Origin of the sequence: Mesorhizobium sp. M0016 (genome assembly GCF_040324035.1) — a bacterium.
Lineage (GTDB): Bacteria > Pseudomonadota > Alphaproteobacteria > Rhizobiales > Rhizobiaceae > Mesorhizobium.
This window is the reverse complement of record NZ_JAMYVM010000009.1, coordinates 82,677-99,739: the sequence shown is the minus strand read 5'-3', so window position 1 is coordinate 99,739 and position 17,063 is coordinate 82,677. Positions and strand designations below refer to the sequence as shown.

The 17,063-nt window shown below is 58.9% G+C and carries 18 protein-coding genes and 1 pseudogene; 14 read left to right on the top strand and 5 right to left on the bottom strand.

Features of this window, described 5'->3' with window-relative positions:
- The first annotated feature begins 105 nt into the window (after positions 1-105).
- Both NKJ88_RS15465 and NKJ88_RS15460 read left to right on the top strand, forming a co-directional pair.
- Complete coding sequence (locus NKJ88_RS15465; RefSeq protein WP_023736052.1) at positions 106-3,219, top strand: CheR family methyltransferase; 3,114 nt, start codon at positions 106-108, stop codon at positions 3,217-3,219.
- The gene (locus NKJ88_RS15460; protein ID WP_023804850.1) at positions 3,216-3,632 is read left to right on the top strand and encodes a response regulator; all 417 of its coding nucleotides are present in this window, start codon (positions 3,216-3,218) and stop codon (positions 3,630-3,632) included. The genes NKJ88_RS15465 and NKJ88_RS15460 overlap by 4 nt, the downstream gene beginning before the upstream one ends.
- A 180-nt stretch (positions 3,633-3,812) precedes the next feature.
- On the opposite strand, the gene NKJ88_RS15455 is transcribed toward NKJ88_RS15460, so the two are convergent.
- From NKJ88_RS15455 to NKJ88_RS15445, 3 genes and pseudogenes are all read right to left on the bottom strand, one after another.
- The gene (locus NKJ88_RS15455; RefSeq protein ID WP_023687844.1) at positions 3,813-4,058 is read right to left on the bottom strand and encodes a hypothetical protein; all 246 of its coding nucleotides are present in this window, start codon (positions 4,056-4,058) and stop codon (positions 3,813-3,815) included.
- Positions 4,059-4,148: 90 nt separating this feature from the next.
- Positions 4,149-4,551, bottom strand: a pseudogene (locus tag NKJ88_RS15450) (SDR family NAD(P)-dependent oxidoreductase); the annotation flags it as partial.
- Between the two features lie 606 nt (positions 4,552-5,157).
- On the bottom strand, positions 5,158-5,943 hold the full coding sequence (locus NKJ88_RS15445; protein WP_031199728.1) for an SDR family NAD(P)-dependent oxidoreductase: 786 nt from the start codon (positions 5,941-5,943) through the stop codon (positions 5,158-5,160).
- Between the two features lie 524 nt (positions 5,944-6,467).
- Here NKJ88_RS15445 and NKJ88_RS15440 point away from each other — a divergent pair.
- The 4 genes from NKJ88_RS15440 to NKJ88_RS15425 are packed head-to-tail and all read left to right on the top strand — an operon-like array spanning position 6,468 to position 8,840.
- Entirely contained in the window at positions 6,468-6,929 is a 462-nt protein-coding gene (locus NKJ88_RS15440) for a hypothetical protein (RefSeq protein WP_245260111.1), read from the top strand.
- The gene (locus NKJ88_RS15435) at positions 6,926-8,146 is read left to right on the top strand and encodes an NRAMP family divalent metal transporter (protein ID WP_023681168.1); all 1,221 of its coding nucleotides are present in this window, start codon (positions 6,926-6,928) and stop codon (positions 8,144-8,146) included. Before NKJ88_RS15440 ends, NKJ88_RS15435 begins: the two co-directional genes overlap by 4 nt.
- Positions 8,143-8,505: a hypothetical protein gene (locus NKJ88_RS15430; protein WP_245260251.1), complete on the top strand. Its 363-nt coding sequence runs from the start codon at positions 8,143-8,145 to the stop codon at positions 8,503-8,505. Before NKJ88_RS15435 ends, NKJ88_RS15430 begins: the two co-directional genes overlap by 4 nt.
- A 2-nt stretch (positions 8,506-8,507) precedes the next feature.
- A complete protein-coding gene (locus tag NKJ88_RS15425) occupies positions 8,508-8,840 on the top strand; it encodes a hypothetical protein (RefSeq protein ID WP_023681169.1) in 333 nt (110 codons plus the stop codon).
- Between the two features lie 79 nt (positions 8,841-8,919).
- Here the strand turns inward: NKJ88_RS15425 and NKJ88_RS15420 are convergent, their stop codons facing one another.
- Positions 8,920-9,495, bottom strand: coding sequence for a GNAT family N-acetyltransferase (locus tag NKJ88_RS15420; RefSeq protein WP_352444589.1), 576 nt, complete (start codon positions 9,493-9,495; stop codon positions 8,920-8,922).
- Between the two features lie 202 nt (positions 9,496-9,697).
- On the opposite strand from NKJ88_RS15420, the gene NKJ88_RS15415 reads away from it, so the two are divergent.
- The 5 genes from NKJ88_RS15415 to NKJ88_RS15395 all read left to right on the top strand — a co-directional run bounded on the left by NKJ88_RS15415 (position 9,698) and on the right by NKJ88_RS15395 (position 13,538).
- Complete coding sequence (locus tag NKJ88_RS15415) at positions 9,698-10,018, top strand: hypothetical protein (RefSeq protein ID WP_031194920.1); 321 nt, start codon at positions 9,698-9,700, stop codon at positions 10,016-10,018.
- A gap of 635 nt (positions 10,019-10,653) precedes the next feature.
- The gene (locus NKJ88_RS15410) at positions 10,654-11,064 is read left to right on the top strand and encodes a DUF427 domain-containing protein (RefSeq protein ID WP_023725490.1); all 411 of its coding nucleotides are present in this window, start codon (positions 10,654-10,656) and stop codon (positions 11,062-11,064) included.
- Positions 11,065-11,104: 40 nt separating this feature from the next.
- Positions 11,105-11,524, top strand: a complete 420-nt coding sequence (locus NKJ88_RS15405) for an HD domain-containing protein (RefSeq protein ID WP_023824804.1) — start codon at positions 11,105-11,107, stop codon at positions 11,522-11,524.
- 331 nt (positions 11,525-11,855) lie between these two features.
- Positions 11,856-12,362, top strand: coding sequence for a YciE/YciF ferroxidase family protein (locus NKJ88_RS15400; protein WP_023668075.1), 507 nt, complete (start codon positions 11,856-11,858; stop codon positions 12,360-12,362).
- 129 nt (positions 12,363-12,491) lie between these two features.
- Positions 12,492-13,538, top strand: coding sequence for an ATP-dependent DNA ligase (locus NKJ88_RS15395; RefSeq protein WP_050590557.1), 1,047 nt, complete (start codon positions 12,492-12,494; stop codon positions 13,536-13,538).
- 654 nt (positions 13,539-14,192) lie between these two features.
- Here NKJ88_RS15395 and ku read toward each other — a convergent pair.
- The gene (ku, locus tag NKJ88_RS33010; RefSeq protein WP_023681176.1) at positions 14,193-15,020 is read right to left on the bottom strand and encodes a non-homologous end joining protein Ku; all 828 of its coding nucleotides are present in this window, start codon (positions 15,018-15,020) and stop codon (positions 14,193-14,195) included.
- Between ku and NKJ88_RS33005 the strand changes: the two genes are divergently transcribed.
- From NKJ88_RS33005 to NKJ88_RS15380, 3 genes are all read left to right on the top strand, one after another.
- The gene (locus NKJ88_RS33005; protein WP_460221764.1) at positions 14,919-15,716 is read left to right on the top strand and encodes a DUF6894 family protein; all 798 of its coding nucleotides are present in this window, start codon (positions 14,919-14,921) and stop codon (positions 15,714-15,716) included. The two genes, ku and NKJ88_RS33005, sit on opposite strands and share 102 nt — an antisense overlap.
- 23 nt (positions 15,717-15,739) lie before the next feature.
- Positions 15,740-16,360: a cysteine hydrolase family protein gene (locus NKJ88_RS15385; RefSeq protein WP_023687850.1), complete on the top strand. Its 621-nt coding sequence runs from the start codon at positions 15,740-15,742 to the stop codon at positions 16,358-16,360.
- A 449-nt stretch (positions 16,361-16,809) separates the two neighbouring features.
- Entirely contained in the window at positions 16,810-16,944 is a 135-nt protein-coding gene (locus NKJ88_RS15380) for a hypothetical protein (RefSeq protein WP_280790991.1), read from the top strand.
- Positions 16,945-17,063: the final 119 nt, after the last annotated feature.

Genomic DNA, 17,063 nt, shown 5'->3' with positions numbered 1-17,063 from the left:
CCGTGGCTATCGGCGGTGCGGGATGGGAATTCGACCAGGAACGGTTTACACATTGGGATCGAAATCAGCGCTGCCGCGTTGCATTTCACTGAAGCAGGACAATTGATGCAAAAGCTGCCGAGGTTCCCCATAGTCGGTATCGGCGCCTCTGCGGGCGGCATTGCCGCCATGGAGGGATTTTTTCGCGGGATGCCGTCTTCGAGCGGGATGGCGTTCGTGATCGTCACGCATCTCAGCCCGGAACGGGAAAGTCTGCTGCACGAAGTGATTGCGCTTTACACCGGAATTCCGGTTCGTGTCGCTGAAGATGCAATGGATATCCATCCTGACACCGTCTACGTGATGCCGCACAACGCGATCCTCACCATTGAAAATTCCAGCCTAAAGCTGCGCCAACCGAATTCGGTGTCCAGGGAGCGCAAGCCCATCGATATCTTTTTCAGCGCGCTGGCCGAGGATCAGGGCGAATACGCCGTCGGCGTCGTCCTGTCGGGCGGCGATTCCGACGGTACGTTGGGCATCAAGGCAATCAAGGAGCATGGCGGCCTGACGCTGGCGCAACTCTCCGACGAGTCGGGTCCGAGCAATCCCGACATGCCGCGCAGCGCGATCAGTTCCGGTCTGATCGATATCGCCATCCCAGCCGATGAGATGGGTGCGAAACTCATGGAATTTGCCCACAGCTTTGAACTGCTCGACGAGCTTGAAGCTGACGATGGCAAGGCCAGTGCTTTGAAACTCCGCAAGGGCCAGGAGGAAATCTACGCGATCCTGCGCAGCCATTCGGGACATGATTTCTCGGGCTACAAGGCCAAGACGTTCTTGCGTCGCGTCAGGCGACGCATGCAAATAACACAGAACACCGCGATCGATGCCTATATAGAGTTGCTTCGTTCAAATGCGGAGGAAGTGCGGTCGCTGTTTCGCGACCTGCTGATCAACGTGACAAATTTCTTCCGCGACACGGACGCTTTCAAGACCCTGGAAGAAACCGTCATCCCCAAACTTTTCGAAGGCAAGGACGCCAACGATACGATCCGCGTCTGGGTGCCCGGCTGCGCAACCGGCGAGGAAGTCTTCTCGATCGGAATGCTGATGCGCGAGCATATGGATACACTTTCGGCTGTGCCGCGCATCCAGATTTTCGCCACGGACATCGATGACGCGGCGCTGGGCATCGCACGTTCGGCGCGCTATCCGGAGTCATTGCTTGCGGGCGTTTCGCCTGGACGTCGCGAACGCTTCTTCAGCAATGACGGCACAAGTTTCATCTTGAGCAAGAGCGTACGTGATCTCTGCATCTTCTCGGCGCACAGCGTCATCCGCGATCCACCCTTCTCGCGCATGGACATGGTGTCGTGCCGGAACCTCCTGATCTATTTCGGCCCCGATGTGCAAAAGCAGGTTATTCCGACCTTCCACTATTCGCTGAAGCCCGGTGGCTATCTGTTCCTTGGCACCTCCGAAAGCATAAGCCAGCATGCCGACCTGTTTGCACCGGTCGACAAGAAACAACGGATCTTCAAGGCACGAGAACATTCGGCGCCGCCGCGGCTGCCGATCTTGTTGAATGCTGCGCCTGCAACCAACTTTTCCAGCGCCAATGACACACATGCCCGCCGCGGCTTGTCTTATTCCCTAAGGCAAACCGTTGAAGCGCAGGTTCTCGAACGCTTCGCTCCGGCTCACGTCGTCGTCAATGGTGATGGAGATGTCGTCTATTACTCGGTCCGAACCGGCAAATATCTCGAGCCGCCGCAAGGGGTGCCGAGCAGACAATTGCTCACAATGGCACGCAGCGGCCTGCGTCTGGAATTGCGCGGCGCTTTGCGGGAAGCCGCCGAGGGCCGGCGCACGGTTGTGCGCGAAGCGATAGCCATTGAAGAAGATGAAGATCGTGTCCAATTCGTCACATTGACGATCGAGCCCTTGACTGATCGCGGCAGCGGCGAGCCGCTGTTTCTCGTCCTGTTCGAGCCGGTGGGCCAGCCGCAGCCGCGGCTGGAGGCTCTAAAGGTTCGACAGCCGGTGGCATCTGGGATTGCTGATTTCGAACGCGAGCTCCGCGATACGCGCGAGCGCCTGCAATCGACGATCGAAGAATATGAGACCGCGTTGGAGGAGTTGAAATCTTCCAATGAGGAACTCGTCTCGGTCAACGAAGAGGCCCAGTCCTCCAATGAGGAGCTCGAGGCCTCCAAGGAAGAAATGCAGTCCCTCAATGAGGAATTGAACACCATCAATGCCGAACTGGTTTCCAAGATCGAGGATCTCGATCGTGCCAACAGCGATCTGAAGAACCTGTTCGAGAGCACACAGATCGCGACTGTTTTTCTCGATACCAAGCTGGTTATCCGCAGCTTCACGCCGGCGGCGTCTTCGTTCTTCAACTTGCTGCCGACCGACATCGGAAGACCGCTGACCGATCTTGCCAGCCGGCTCGATTATCCGCACCTGCGCGACCATATTGCCCAGGTTTTCAGGGCCGGCGAGATGATCGAGCACCAGCTGCCGCGCGATAGCAACGGCATCCACTATCTCGTGCGGCTGATCCCCTACCGCGACAGCGCGCGGAAAATCCAGGGCGTGGTGGTGACCTTTGTCGATGTGACGACCATGGCTGAAGCCGAAGCCCACCAGCGGGTATTGATCTCGGAACTCAACCATCGGGTCAAGAACATGCTGGCTGTTACGGTCAGCATTGCCAGTCAGACCCTGAAAAATGCTCCCTCTTCGGAGGCTTTCGCCGAAGCGCTCATCGGTCGCCTGCGCGCCATGGCGCGGGCCTACGGAGTGCTCTCGCGCGAAAGCTGGAAAGAGGTCTCGGTCGAGGAAATCGTGCGGCAGGAAGTCGAGCCGTTCGGGCTGGAACGCATCAACACCACAGGCGAGGACATTCGGCTCAAGCCTCAGCAGGGCCTGTCGCTTGGCATGGTGATCCATGAACTTGCCACGAATGCTGGAAAATATGGCGCCTTGTCCGTGCCAAACGGCGTGGTGTCCGTGACTTGGTCGGCGTCGGATCACGGTTTTCAGCTTGAATGGTTAGAAAGCGGCGGTCCCGCTGTCAGTCCGCCTGAGAAGACGGGATTTGGTCTTTCGCTGGTGAAGGGCGAAATTGAGTATCGGCTTGGCGGAAATTTTGAAACATCTTTCGGTTCCGATGGTTTGAGCTTGCGGATTGAGTTTCCGTTTGATCATCGGGAGAGCGAAACGTGACTGCATCTCGTATCCTTATCGTCGAAGATGAATGGCTGGTCGCGGAGGAGCACCGCGCAATTCTGGAAGAGGCCGGCTTCGCCATCGCCGGGCCAGTGCCGTCCGTTGCTCGCGCGAAAAAGCTGATCGAGAGTGAAGTCATATCTGCCGCGGTTCTGGACATTGGTCTCGGCGGCGAGACCAGCGCTGCCCTTGTCCCTCTTCTAGCGCAACGCGGAATTCCGTTTGTTTTCGTCAGTGGGTACACGGCATCCGACATCCCGCAAGATTTGCGTCATCACAAGATGCTGTCAAAACCCGTGTGGGCTGCTGCGCTGGTCGAGGCCGTGCGAAATATGCTCGGTGTTCAACCGACAGCTTTGGCAAGACACCAGGACAGCGGAACGGTGCCAACCCAACGAGAAGCCCGGTAACTGCACAAAGACACTGGTTTTCATCAGATATGCGACGACATTCGGGTCCAGGCCCGAGACGGCGTCGCCGGCAAGTGCCTGCGATCCGGCCGGCACGATTGGCATGCTCCCGGTCTGGCGTACTCCAGCGCTGGGCGAAACTTCGCCACGGCGCGACGATTGGTCAGGTCGATGAGCCTATCAAACGACGGGCAGTTCGCCCTCGGTTTGCCTCGCGTCGAATAGGACGCCAAGGCCGTAAGTGACGGCGCCAGCGGCTATCATCTCTGCCAACGCTGCGCTTGACACCGGGCAATGCGGCATGACCGCCTTGATCGCGAGTTCGGCATTCGCGATCGACACGAAATCGTGCCGTCGCTTACGGGTCTCGAGATATTGTTCGATCAACATCTGCAGTCGCCTTCTTTCTATTTCATCGCCAGCCATTGGTTCCTCCTGTAGACAGTCTGAAAGCCCACCACGCCTAAGGAGCGGTGGGCCTGGCGGCCCTTTTTGAGGACCGTTGACTCGAGTGAGGCGGGCAGCGTTGCTGACCAGGATGTCGAGACCGCCGAGGGGCGTTGCTGCTTCATCGACCAGCTTTCTGCAAAAGGCCTAATTGCGGATATCGCCGGCAAGCCTTTTGACCTGCCGCTTTTATTAGGTCCACCAGTTCGTCGGCGTCTTCCTGTTCTTCGGGGAGGTAGCCGAAAGCAACGTCCGCACGCTCGCGCGCGAATGCAATCGCCGCCGCACGACCAATACCGGAATCGCCGCCGGTTATCAGCGCTTTGCGGCCGGCAAGCCTGCCTGATCCTTTGTAGGTCGTTTCGCCGTGGTCCGGGCGCGGCACCATCTTGCTGGCCAAACCCGGCCACTTCTGTTCCTGTGGCTTGAAAGGCGGCTGGTGATATTGCGTCACCGGATTCTGTTTGAGCATCGGGCTCGCAGGGCCTGCTTTAGCAGGCACTGTTCCCGTATCGGCTGACGCCGTGGAAGCATAAGCGGCGAGAATTCCTCCCGCCATGCTTCCGACGACAAGTCTACGCGCTGCGTCTGGTACATTGTCATGCTGGTCGTGGTTCATCATGGGCTCGCTTTGACGGCAGGTGACCGTTACGGAAGTGGCACCTAACCGGCCGTCGACGCGAATGTTCCCTTGTGATTGCAGTGAGGTGTGGGTCGCCTTTGCCCGTCTCGGCCGTGAGGCCGCATCACCACTTTGACACAACCTCCTGATTGTCGCGGAACGTCTTGTAGAGATCCGGCCCTGCTTTCAGATCGGCCCGGTGGGTAATCACAAGGAGGGATCGATTGCGCCGCTCTGGACCATGGCCAAAAGAGGTTCCAGGTAGCGTTGCGTATGCGTCTGGCCCATCCGGAAAGCCGGTCCCTCATTCATCGCCGCCAAACGGGATGTGATCGACCAGGCCAACACAGACGCCGGGAACCGAGATGGTGCCGCCTTGCGGCAGCGATAGATTGCCTCGCGCAGCACATGCGGTCTCTGCGAATGCCAGCCCGTTTGATGACGCGAAATATCAGCTCAGTCGCTGGACGCCGACCCCGGCTCGGCCATCCTACGGTGCTGTTCGGCCAAAGTGGCTGCCGGCGTGACATGCGCGGCGGCAACCTGCAGCTTGTTTTTCCAACCGCTGACGACCTGTTCATCACCGGCCATCATCGCCTCGTAACCCGTTTTGGCGACATCGGCCGGATTGTCCTTTTCATCGGTGCCGATCTTGGTATCCATCATTTCAGCGCGCTCGAAGAATCGCGTCTGCGTAGGGCCAGGCATCAGCACGGTGACCGTCACCCCGCTATCTTTCAGCTCATGGCGGAGCGCGATCGAGAAGGAATCGATGAACGCCTTCGTGCCGTTGTAGACGGCCTGGAATGTGCCGGGCATGAAGCCGGCGATCGATCCGGTGAACAGGATGCGCCCGCGACCTCGCCGGGCCATCTTGGCGCCGAGCTCATGCGCCAGATAGACCGTTCCAGTGACATTGGTGTCGATGATCCGGCGGACTTTTCGCCAGTCCTGGTCGACGAAGCCGTTGCCGAGCCCGCGTCCCGCATTGAGAAACAACAGGTCGATATCGCGATCGCCGATCTGGGAGATCAACCGATCGGCGCCCTCGACGGTCGCCAGATCGGCCTCAATGGCTTCGACCGTTACATTGTGGGTCTCAAGTGCCTCTGCCGCCTGCCGGATAGCCGGCTCGTCGGCGGCGATGATCAGGTCGTAACCGTCTTTAGCGCACAGCTTTGCGAGTTCCTTTCCGATGCCACTCGAGGCGCCGGTCACCACAGCGAGTTTGGCGTCCGTCATCATATCCTCCATCTTCGTGCCATCGGAACCACGAGCGGGCACAATTGTTCCGCGGCGTTTGGGCTGGATTGATCGTGCACTGTCATGACGGTCAGGCGACGGTCGTCGTCGCGGTCCTTGCGCGCATTCATAGAGAGCCGTTGCGACAAAAACCGTTCTACGCCATGAGAACTCGCCATGGCCTACCTTCAAAAAAAGGCCCCCCGAACGCATGGATTGAGTACTCAGAACGGATCAGTTGAAGTTGGAACAAGTGGCCCGGTTGGAAGTTCGAACCGTGCAGCGTTGTTGCCCTCCCATGTTGATGCTGCGCGATCGGGTCATCCCCTCAGCCCGATCTCCCGCGCTTCTCCGCGCCAAAGAGAAGCGCGGGCCTCCCTCTTTCACGGCTGTCCGGGATGAGCGTTTTGTTACGTTGACTAGCCGACCTCACAGGCTCGTCGTCGGTTTCGTTGACGAGCTCTCCGAGGGCTCTAGATCATTGATGCCGGACGCAGTTGGTTCGGGCCGGGGAGGAAATCCGCGTGGTGCATACAACGCGCGCTGTACCCCATAACGACCGTCATTTTCCGGTTGGCTGCCTGTGCTTGCTGCTGATTCTAGCCGGGTTGGCCGGATGCTCGTCTTCCAATCAGGTGGCGCAGCAATCACGAAGCGCGGCCTCCGCGGCACAGACCGTATCGATGGTGCTGGATGCCTGGGGGGAGGGAGCGGCACCGTCCGCCTATGCCACGGCCGCACTGCACTCGGTCGGAAAAACGCTGGCCGATGTCGAGGCGGAAATTCGATCGGCCGAGACCGCTGAACCAGCCGGGCGAGCAGGACTGACGGCAGCAGTCAACAGTTTGTCGGTTGCGGTGGCGCATGCCGAGGCGGGATTGCGGGTGAACAATCGCACTGAGGTGAAAAGCGCACAACAGGATCTTCGGGCGGCCATGCGCTCGCTCGCCGCCGCTTACACCAGCGCTTTCGGACCAAAGCCGTGAAGAAGCTTCTGGAAATATCGCTTGGCGTCGTCACCAGTGTCGGAGGTTTCCTCGAAGTCGGGTCGATGGCTACGGCGGCGCAGGCGGGTGCCGCCTTCGGATTCCAGCTGATCTGGGCCATAGTTCTCGGCACCATATGCATCATCTTTTTGGTTGAAATGGCCGGTCGGTTCGCCGCGATGAGCCATCACACGATCTCAGAGGGCATTCGTGAAAGATTTGGGTTCAACGTCTTCCTATGGCCGTTGCTCGTCGTCCTTCTCGTCAATTTCATGGTGCTGTCCGCTGAGATCGGCGGTGTGGCCATCGCACTCGAACTTGCCACCGGCATAGGCTTCCAGTGGTGGGCACTGCCGGTGGCGTTGCTGGCATGGCTGCTGCTGTGGAAAGGCACGTTTGGCTTTATCGAGAAAGGCGTTTCGGTCCTCGGCCTCGTGACGCTGTGCTTCGTGGTTGGTGCGGTGTTGTTAAAGCCCGACTGGACAGCGGTCGCTGGCAGCGCCGTGCCTTCGCTGCCGGCTCACGATGCCATCAATTACTGGTTCATGGCGGCCAGCATTCTCGGCGCGTCGATATCGCCTTATCTTTTCATGTTCTATTCCTCGGGAGCTATCGAGGACAAATGGGATGAAAGCCACCTGGGAGCCAATCGTGCCATCGCCGGGCTGGGCATGACCTTCGGTGGGACCATTTCGATCGGCGTGTTGATCGTCGCTGCTCTCGTTCTCGCGACGCGCGGCATCGACCAGGTGGACGACTATCACCAACTGCCGTTGATGCTGATCCCTATATTCGGCTTCTGGGGGTTCGTTCTATTCGTTGCCTCGCTCGCCATTGCCTGTTTCGGCGCCGCACTCGAAGTCGGGTTGCAACAGGCATATCTGGTGGCACAGGGCTTTGGCTGGACCTGGGGGGAGGATCGCAAGCCGCGCGATGATCCGGGCTTCAGTGCCGTCTATACGGCATCATTGTTTTTGGCCGCCATTCCGATCATGCTTGGCCTCGACCCACTGAGGCTGACCATCTTTTCCATGGCGGTAACGGCGGCGAGCCTTCCGCTGACGGTAGTTCCATTTCTCTTCCTGCTGAATGACGAACGCTATGTCGGCGAACATCGCAACGGCATCATTTCGAATGCCGCCGTTGTCTTCATTATCGCGCTTGCCTTCGTGCTCGCCGTGGTGACGATTCCGCTGCAGATATTCGGAGGCACATGATGGAATTGATGCGTGATCTCCTGGACAAGCAGGTGTTCGACCGCCGGCGGGTCAAGATCGGCAAGGTCGACGGAGTGGTGGCCGAGTTGCGGCGGGGCAAACCACCAAGGATTGTCGCGATAGAACTCGGCTCCATCACTTTGGCGCGCCGCCTTGGCGCGCGGCCCGGGGAATGGATGGCGCAACTGGCGACGAGGGTGGGTGGCAAACGCCACGCCGAGCCACACAGGATTGCGTGGAAAAAGGTGCAGGACAACGGGCTCGACATCGAATGTGACATCGAGGTGGGCGAGACGTCGATTTTCGCCTGGCAGGACTGGTTGCGCGATCATGTCATCGGGCGCATCCCAGGAGCGTGATGATGAGGACAGTCAACCTCGAACATCTTGCCGGGCGACGCGTGCTCTCGCAGCGTGGAAAGAGCATCGGTCACATCGAAGAGATTCTCGCCGAACAGCGTGGCGACGAGCTCGTCGTTACTGAATTCCACGTTGGCATCTACGCCGCGTTCGAGCGTCTGTCGGCTTCGACCATCGGCATCGCGATGCTCGACCTGTTTCGGCTGCGCCGTCGCGACGGCCTGTACCGCATTCCCTGGGATAAACTCGATATCTCCGATCCGGCGCGACCGCGGCTGCTATGCCCGATGACCGAGCTTCCCGGATGGAAAGGGCAAAAGGACCTTCGGGAGTAGATGGCTACGGCTGGGAGGGCTAAGGCGCCGGCGTTTTGCCGGCGAACAGCCGTTCGTGCAGATGGCGCCTCCGCAAAGATTACTGCAGGTTCTTGCGAAGGAAGATGCGGGCGTGTCCTGGAATAGCGAATTCGACTTTGCCGAATTCCTCAAACCCATGAAGCCGGTAAAATTGAGGCGCCTGGAAACTGCTCGTCTCGACGACGGCTCTCTTGCATCCACGCCTAACGGCTTCCTCCTCAATCGCTATAGGAAGCTGTGATCCATAGGATCGGCCACGCAATTTTTCAGGCAAGAAGAACATGTCGAGAAACAGGAGCCCCAGTTCCGTTCTGCCCCAAATTCCACCCCAGATCTTTCCCGAGGGGTCGGTAAGCTCCGCGCCGATCACTGCCCGGTCATCGATTCCGGTTTGTTCGATGTTGTGTCGATAGAGCGCAGCGGCCGCCTGCGTTCGTGCATCCCCGTTGTGAGCCAGAGCGATTGTAAATCCTTCGGATCGAGCCGGCATGCGTTCTGCTCCTGCGTCGGAATGGTCTTGAGATTCAACCGTCAGATTAACATCAAGGCGGCCGGTTCGCTCGCAGCTCTGATCGCCGCTTCTGTTGTAACCCGTCTTGCCCACATTCCGCATCGCGATCCGCGTCGGATGCATGCAGCCGCGCCCAACATATCGCTTTGGTGTTGAACAAAGCCCATCCTGCCCTTGTCAGGTCTCATCACAATTCGTGCGCCGTCAAGAGTGTCCACCTCGACGAAGGCTGCTGCGGATCACAATCCATTACGCCGGGAACAATGAGAAAAACCTGTCGTTGGGAAAGCGATCGCAATTCGGCGATTCAAACACGGAGACTGCAATGTTGAAGAAAATTCTAGCTGCGTCGGTGCTAACTATTGCCTTGGCCGGTTCCGCCTTGGCGCAGACAAATGGAACGGGTGCTGGCGGCACGGCTGGCACGGGTAATGGAACTGGTACTGGAACTGTTGGCAGCGGCGGCGCCGCTGGCAATGGAACTGGCAGCGGGAATGCGACCGTGCCAACCGATCCGAATTCCACAAACTCGACTACAAAATCGAACGGCATGACCGACCGTTGCAAGGACGCCGCAGGCAATGACATCGATAACAACACTGCAAGTGGCGCAACGACCTCGACCGTGCAAAACTGCAACAAGTAGCCGATGGACCTAGCGGCTTCGGCCGCCCGAAGGCCCGCCATCAAGACAATGGCGGGCCTCCGAATACGTGCCTCGCATGCTGCCTGGATATATAGGAGCACATGTGTCCAAAGAGACCCGGCGGGCCAAACTCGATCGCTTAGCAGCCTCGATTCCGAAGCACGAATTCGAATTCCTAATGAAGATTGCAAAGCTAAGCCGTCATGACCTACTTGGCCTGATCGCTAAACACGATGGCGGCAGGGGCAAGGTCTATAGGGACCTTGCGGCCCACTTGGCAGCAACTCAGGCCGCCCCGGAGCCCGTGCGTGAGGCGGCAGCTGACGACGGCCAAACAGCTGGAGCATCTCCAGCCACGAACTCGCCCGCCGGCAAGTAGCGGCGAAGATCATTTCGGTGCCAGCCCTGACGCTCCACGGAAGCGACGACCGTGTCGTCCTTCTAAAGTCTTCGAATGGGTTGGACGAGCATTTCACCGCCCCCTTACCGACGAGTACTGCTGGATACGGCAAGCGGTAGGCGCTTAAGGCCGGCTGCCATTCAGCTTCATCGGACATGCCGGAACCTGAAGCGCCGCCGCGCATTTCGTCTCCAGGCATGACCGATCTTGCGGTAATCCCCAGGGAGAAATTCAGATGCAAACTTCAGGCGCAACTTCACAACACCACCTTGGCCGATTGGCCATAGAACCGTTTTCCGGCACGGTGACGGTGCGGTTTTCCGACGCCATCGTCGCGGCTACGGAGCGGGCGAAGGTCCTGCGTGAAGACGGCCACGAGCCCGTTTTCTATATCCCCTTCGAGGACATCTATTTCGATCTTTTCGAAAAGACCGACACCACCACCCGGTGCCCGCTTAAAGGCACCGCAAGCTACTGGCGTGTCCACGCCGTCGGCAGTTCTTCCGATGATTTCATGTGGGCCTACGAAACGCCCGATGCGGCTGCTCTGGCTATTGCAGGTCACGGCGCTTTCGATCCGGAAAAGGCCCGTATCGATGTCGACCCTGCCGAGGACAAGCGACACACGCCACATATCGTGGAATAGGTTTCATCAGGCAGAGACAATCACGGTAACGACAGGCGCGATGAGCATTTTCTACCAGGCGGCAAAGATTGCGGAGGAGGTTCACGCGTCGCAGCGCGATAAGACCGGGCGGCCCTACATCGAGCATTGCCGCCGTGTCGTCGACGCTGTCGAGACAATCGATCAGAAGACTGTTGCCTACCTTCATGACGTTCTGGAGAAAGGCGAAGGCTGGACCCGCGCCAAGCTCGAAGAAGCAGGCTTCGGACCTACAATTAGCGCGGCGGTCGATGCCATGTCGCGCAGGCCGGATGAGGAGTATTTCGCCTTTGTCCGGCGGGCTGCGTCGAACCCAGTGGCGCTCCCCGTAAAACGCGCCGATTTGGAGGACAACATCTGGCAGTCGAGGCAGGTCGGAGCGTCGGCGGCCAAATATGAAGAGGGCCTTCGCATACTTGACCAAGAGTTCTCCCGACAATAGTGCGCGCCCGACGCTGGCATTGCATTTGTCGAGGCAGCCATCGCCTGCGAGAGCTTGCGGCGCAGAGCACGTTTCGGCTCTCCTGGCCGTCAGTTTTCCGCGCCGGCGGGCGCCTGAGGGTCGTCGTCTGGGCCATGGAACGTGTGATCGGGTCAAAGCTCCTCCGGAGATTGATCGCAGCGTTTCGAAAAGGAGTAACGGCCCGGCTCGGAATCAGGAACTCCTCCGGCACCGGCGCGTTGACCAGCAAGCCGGGACGAGTTCCCGGCCTCCGCGGGTGGCGGGCAAGCCGCCGCCGAACCCGAACTTCTGCACAATGAAAGGTAAAGCCATGGGCTTCTTTTCGAAGGACATCAAGACACTCGACGATCTCTTCGTGCACACGCTGCGCGACATCTATTACGCCGAAAAGCAGATCGAGAAAGCGCTGCCGAAGATGATCGGCAAGGCAACCGATCCGCAATTGAAGGCCGGATTCGAAAAACACCTCGAGCAGACCAAAGGCCATATCGAGCGCGTCGAACAGGTGTTCGAATTGCATGGCGTCAAGGCCAAGGAGGTCAACTGCCCGGCGATAGACGGCATTCTGGAGGAAGCCGACGATGTGAGCGGCGACGTCGACGACAAGGAGGTCCTAGACGCGGCACTGATAGCCTCGGCGCAGGCGGTCGAACATTATGAGATGACCAGATATGGCACGCTCATCGCTTGGGCCAAGCAGCTTGGCCGCAGTGACTGCGCCAACGTATTGGCCAAGAACCTGAAGGAAGAGCAGGCGACCGATCGCAAGCTCACCGAAATGGCGGAAAGCAAGATCAACATGCAGGCTGCCGAGTAGACCGTCCTAGGTCATGATGAGATTTGGTTGAAATCTCATCATGACCTAACCCTGTTGAAGCATGATTTTTTCCAAAGCCGGCACCAGTGCTGCGTTGAGTCGATCTCCATCGTTGTCCACGGAACTTTCATGACGGGCGAATCTGCCATCTCTCGCGATCTGCCGACGAGTGTAAAATCGTCTTTCGGCGTGGCGTTGAGCACGGCGCCGATGGAAGCAAAGGCTGCCGACACGTTGCCGGCCGATGCTGGCCGATGGCAATACGAACCCAAATGGGACGGGTTCCGCTGCCTGGCCTTTAAAGCCGGCGCGGCCGTGGAGTTGCGTGCAAAATCCGGCAAGCCGTTAGGGCGGTATTTCCCGGAAGTCGTCGCGATGTTGCATGAACTGAAAACAAAAGAGTTCGTGGTCGATGGTGAGATCGTCATCGAAATTGCAGGCTCTCTTTCTTTCGACGCCTTGCAGATGCGGCTGCATCCGGCGGAAAGCAGGATCCGGAAACTGTCGGTCGCGACGCCGGCAAAGCTGATCCTCTTTGACATGTTGGCGACCTCCGAGGGCGCCTTGATGCAACAGCCGCTCTCGGTTCGGCGCGCTGCACTCGAACTGTTCGTAAAGTCGGCCGGGCGAAAGGATCTCGAACTGTCTCGGGCAACGCTTGATTTGGCGGCGGCAGGCAGATGGCTTGGCCAATCCGGGCAAGGTTCGACCGACGGGGTCGTTGCCAAGCTTCTCGATGACGAATATCGACCCGGCGAGCGCGCCATGGTCAAAGTCAAGCGCCTGCGCACGGCCGATTGTGTCGTCGGAGGGTTCCGCTACCTGGCGAATTCGGGTGAAGTCGGCTCCCTGTTGCTCGGCCTGTACAATGACCAGGGGCAACTCGACCATGTCGGGTTCACTTCGACGATCGCCCGGGAGGACAGGGCCAAGCTTACGCGACAACTTGAAGCTTTGCGATCGGCTCCTGGCTTCACGGGAAAAGCGCCGGGCGGCCCCAGTCGGTGGAGCACGGAAAGAAGCGGACAATGGGAGCCATTGCGGCCCGAACTGGTGGCGGAGGTGCGGTTCGATCATGTCACCGGCGATCGTTTCCGTCATGGCACCAAATTTCTGCGATGGCGTCCTGACAAAAGCCCGAAGCAATGCACGTTCGAACAGATACTTGGAAAATGAGGCTTGGCGAGGCGTCGATAGGTCCACACCATCGAGACCAAATCCGTCAAGCATTCGGCGCAGCCAAATCCAGTCGCATTTCACTGGCGATCTTGAACCCGGCGGCGAGATAAACGCCTTTGCAGGAGGATGCCGGACCAAACTCGTTGTTCAGTCTGTCACCACGCCTCGCTTTGGCGGATCACGGTTCTCGTCCGGATTAGGAACTGGCACTTCGTCGGGAAGAAGATCCGGCTCAGGCTCGCGTATGTCCGGCGTCCACGTCGGCGCATCCACTGGCGGCTCTTCGGTTGGCTCTGGTTTGGGGGGCACATCTATTCTCCGGGTTTCGCTTGGGCGTGGGGTTCGGCCCGCCACAGGTCGCGCGTCGCCGCGTCTGGAGGCGAAAGGGTCTTTTCACACCCCATGTATTTTTACCGATGGCCAGCGGTCCTGGGGCTTGTCGGCGCCCGATCAGAGTCCTGCGTTCCGGCTCCTTTGAGCGCAATGTTGGCATCCGCTGCCTCTGGCTCTTTGAGGACTGCCCTGTCGACGTTCTTGATCTCGGCCATAAGGAATCGTCCTTGGTGGCCAACGGGCAACCGCGAGAATTGTTCCGAGCTATTAAGGGCGGCTGGAGCTGCTGTGCGGACCTTCTGGCTGGGCAGTTATCAACTATGCTGTCTTGCGTTTCGGTGAGGCTCTCTTTGTGGATCTCGCCAGCCCTTCCTGTTTGAGGCTCTTCTTCAGCACCTCAGCGAGGTTGATGACATTCTCCTGTGGCCTTGGTGCGGGCTTCGGCAGCTTCTTGCCTTTGCGCTTTGCATCGATCATGGCGATCAGCGCGTCTTCATAGGTGTCTTCAAATTTCGAGGGATCGAAGGTCGTCACTTTTTTGTCAATAAGCATGCCGGCGATTTCGAGCAGATCGGGGTCGTATTTCTGCTTGGCCAATCCATCGAACACAGTGCTTTCCGAAACCATTTCGTTGTGGTTGCGAAGCTCGGTCATCACCATGCCCTTGCCATAGGGCTGAATCAGCACTTCGCGGCCGCGCTGGTAGAGCACCACGCAGGATCGAGCGGCCACGCCCTTGTTCTTCATGGCATCGCGGATCACTCCGTATGCTTCGATTGCGGCGCCGTCGGCCGGGATCAGATAGTAGGGCTTCTCGAGATAGCGCGTATCGATATCGTCAATCGATACGAATTCGCCGACTTCGAGCGTGTGCTTCGACGTCAGCTTCAACGCCTTTATGTCGTCAGGTTCGATCTGGAGAAATTCGTCTTTTTCGATCTCGAAACCCTTCACCTGATCCGCTGCATCCACCAGCTTTCCGGTCTCCTCGTCGGCGTAGACGCTCCTGACCGGCAGACCGTCCTTGCGGTTCAAAATCTTGAAATGGATCTTGGATGCTTCGCTGGTTGCGCCGACAATCTTCACGCCGCAAGTAACCGAACCAACCTTCAAGAAGCCCTTCCAGGCAGCACGTGGCGCGGCCATTTTGCGCTTATCCCGTTTCCAGCTAGGGCAACGCGTTTCCGTTCGAATTGTTCCTGCGGCGGGGGCTCGGTGCACGTCAATGTCCGGCGGGGAAGTCCTGTCGGTCTCGACAGCCGGGCCGGCGCCTGCATCCGCAGGAACCGAAAGCGCACCATGAACATTGTCAGACACAGGCAGGAGAGTGTCATGCAAGTCGTTCGGACCGAAGTGGTGAATGCCAGGGCGCCAGACGGGCAGTCGGTTCGCCGGGTGATATTTTGCGGCGAGGGCGGCGACTGCGTTACGGTGGACATGGCAAACGTCGGGATACAAGCTGAAGATGACGTGCTTGCCCGCGCAAAGGCAATCCTGGTCCAGACAGCGACCTTTGATCTCGCAGCCAATGAATATGACGCGAGCAGCAACGGCAATTTCGACCAGGTCGAGATAACCTCTGCAAGCGACGGCGCCGGCGACGTATATGTCTTTGAGTATCGCGATGGCGAAACCAGCCGACGCATACCGCCGTCGAGGATGGCGAGCCTTGAGGCGGCCCGGTCCGAAGCTATCCGCTGCGCAATCGATCTTCTCGCCGACCTGCAGCCTGGCACGGACGCTCTGTCCGGCTGGCTTGTGAGGGTATCCAACGAAAACGGTGAATTGCTTTACACTGTTGATGTGGCTGAGGCCGATGCAGCGCGGCAGGCAGGCCAGTAACCCAAACCCGACGGAATCCACCAGTGGCCGCCCAAGGATTGATTCACGGACCAATAGGCGACGATGGCCTGCATCTGTGCGTCGACATGCAGCGCCTGTTTGCGCCGGGTGGACCTTGGCCCGTGCCGTGGGCTGAAAAGGTGGTCCCGGCGATCGAAGAACTGGTCGCCAGACATGCCAGCCGTACCCTGTTCACGCGCTTCATTCCTGCCGCCCGCCCGGGCGAGGCGCCGGGAATGTGGGCAAACTACTATCGTCGGTGGGCGGAGGTAACCCTTTCCAACATCGATCCGCGCCTGATCGAGCTGATGCCTCAACTTGCACGATTTGTACCGCCGGCGACGGTGGTCGACAAACATGTCTATTCGCCCTGGACCGAGGGGCGGCTCGACGCGCTGCTGAGTGGCTCCGGCGTGCGTGCGCTCGTGATCACCGGTGGCGAAACCGACGTTTGCGTTCTCGCGACCGTGCTTGGCGCCATCGATCGTGGCTTTCGCGTCATTCTCGTCACCGATGCCATCTGCAGCTCTGCCGACCAGACCCATGACGCACTGATGGAAGTCTACCATTCCCGCTTCAGTGAGCAGATTGAGGCGGCCAGCATGGCGGAGGTGTTGGAGTGTTGGCCACAACTCACTCGCTGATCTGGGGGGCTTCAAGTGAAAGGGCCGACAATCGTCATTCTGGTCGGGCGGACTGTTTCAGTTGGCGGACGGCACTACAGTGAACCGGAAAACGTATATGAACGGCACGATTGCCTGATCTGCTCGCTCGCGTGAATCAGTGTCTGGAAGCGTACAAAGCCTTGCAGAGCTATCGACAGCGCGGCCAACCGTCATAGAATGGACAGGATACAGCGCCGAAGACTCGATGCCGGCATCTAGCAATCTTTGCGAGACATCCGGCGCCTCTGCCGTCGGCCTTCCGCTGGGAGGGTGATTTGCTGAAAAGCGAAGTCATTGACCTTGAAACCTAGTCGCTGGCAATCGCGCTGACGACATTGTGTCGACGGCGTTTGCGGTCGATGGAATCCGCGCAAGTTTCCTGAGTGTCGCTGCGACGACGAGGAATTGTCGGGCTTATGGTCCATGCCATGTCCGGCAAGAAAATTGCCGTGAGCTTCGACCACCGGGTGGCTGCCTCGCCTTCCGAGTTGCGCAACGCAATTCATGCCTCTCTGGCAATGGCAAACGGCTATGACGTGTCGTGGTCGGCTGAAGCACGATAAATCCACAACCGCATCATGAAAATCCGGCGTTCAAACCAAGGCGCAACCGTCGGCCTGGAATTCACGGCACGATGGAACAAAATTGAAGATGCCGCGTTTGGGGTCTTGCGGCGCGATCC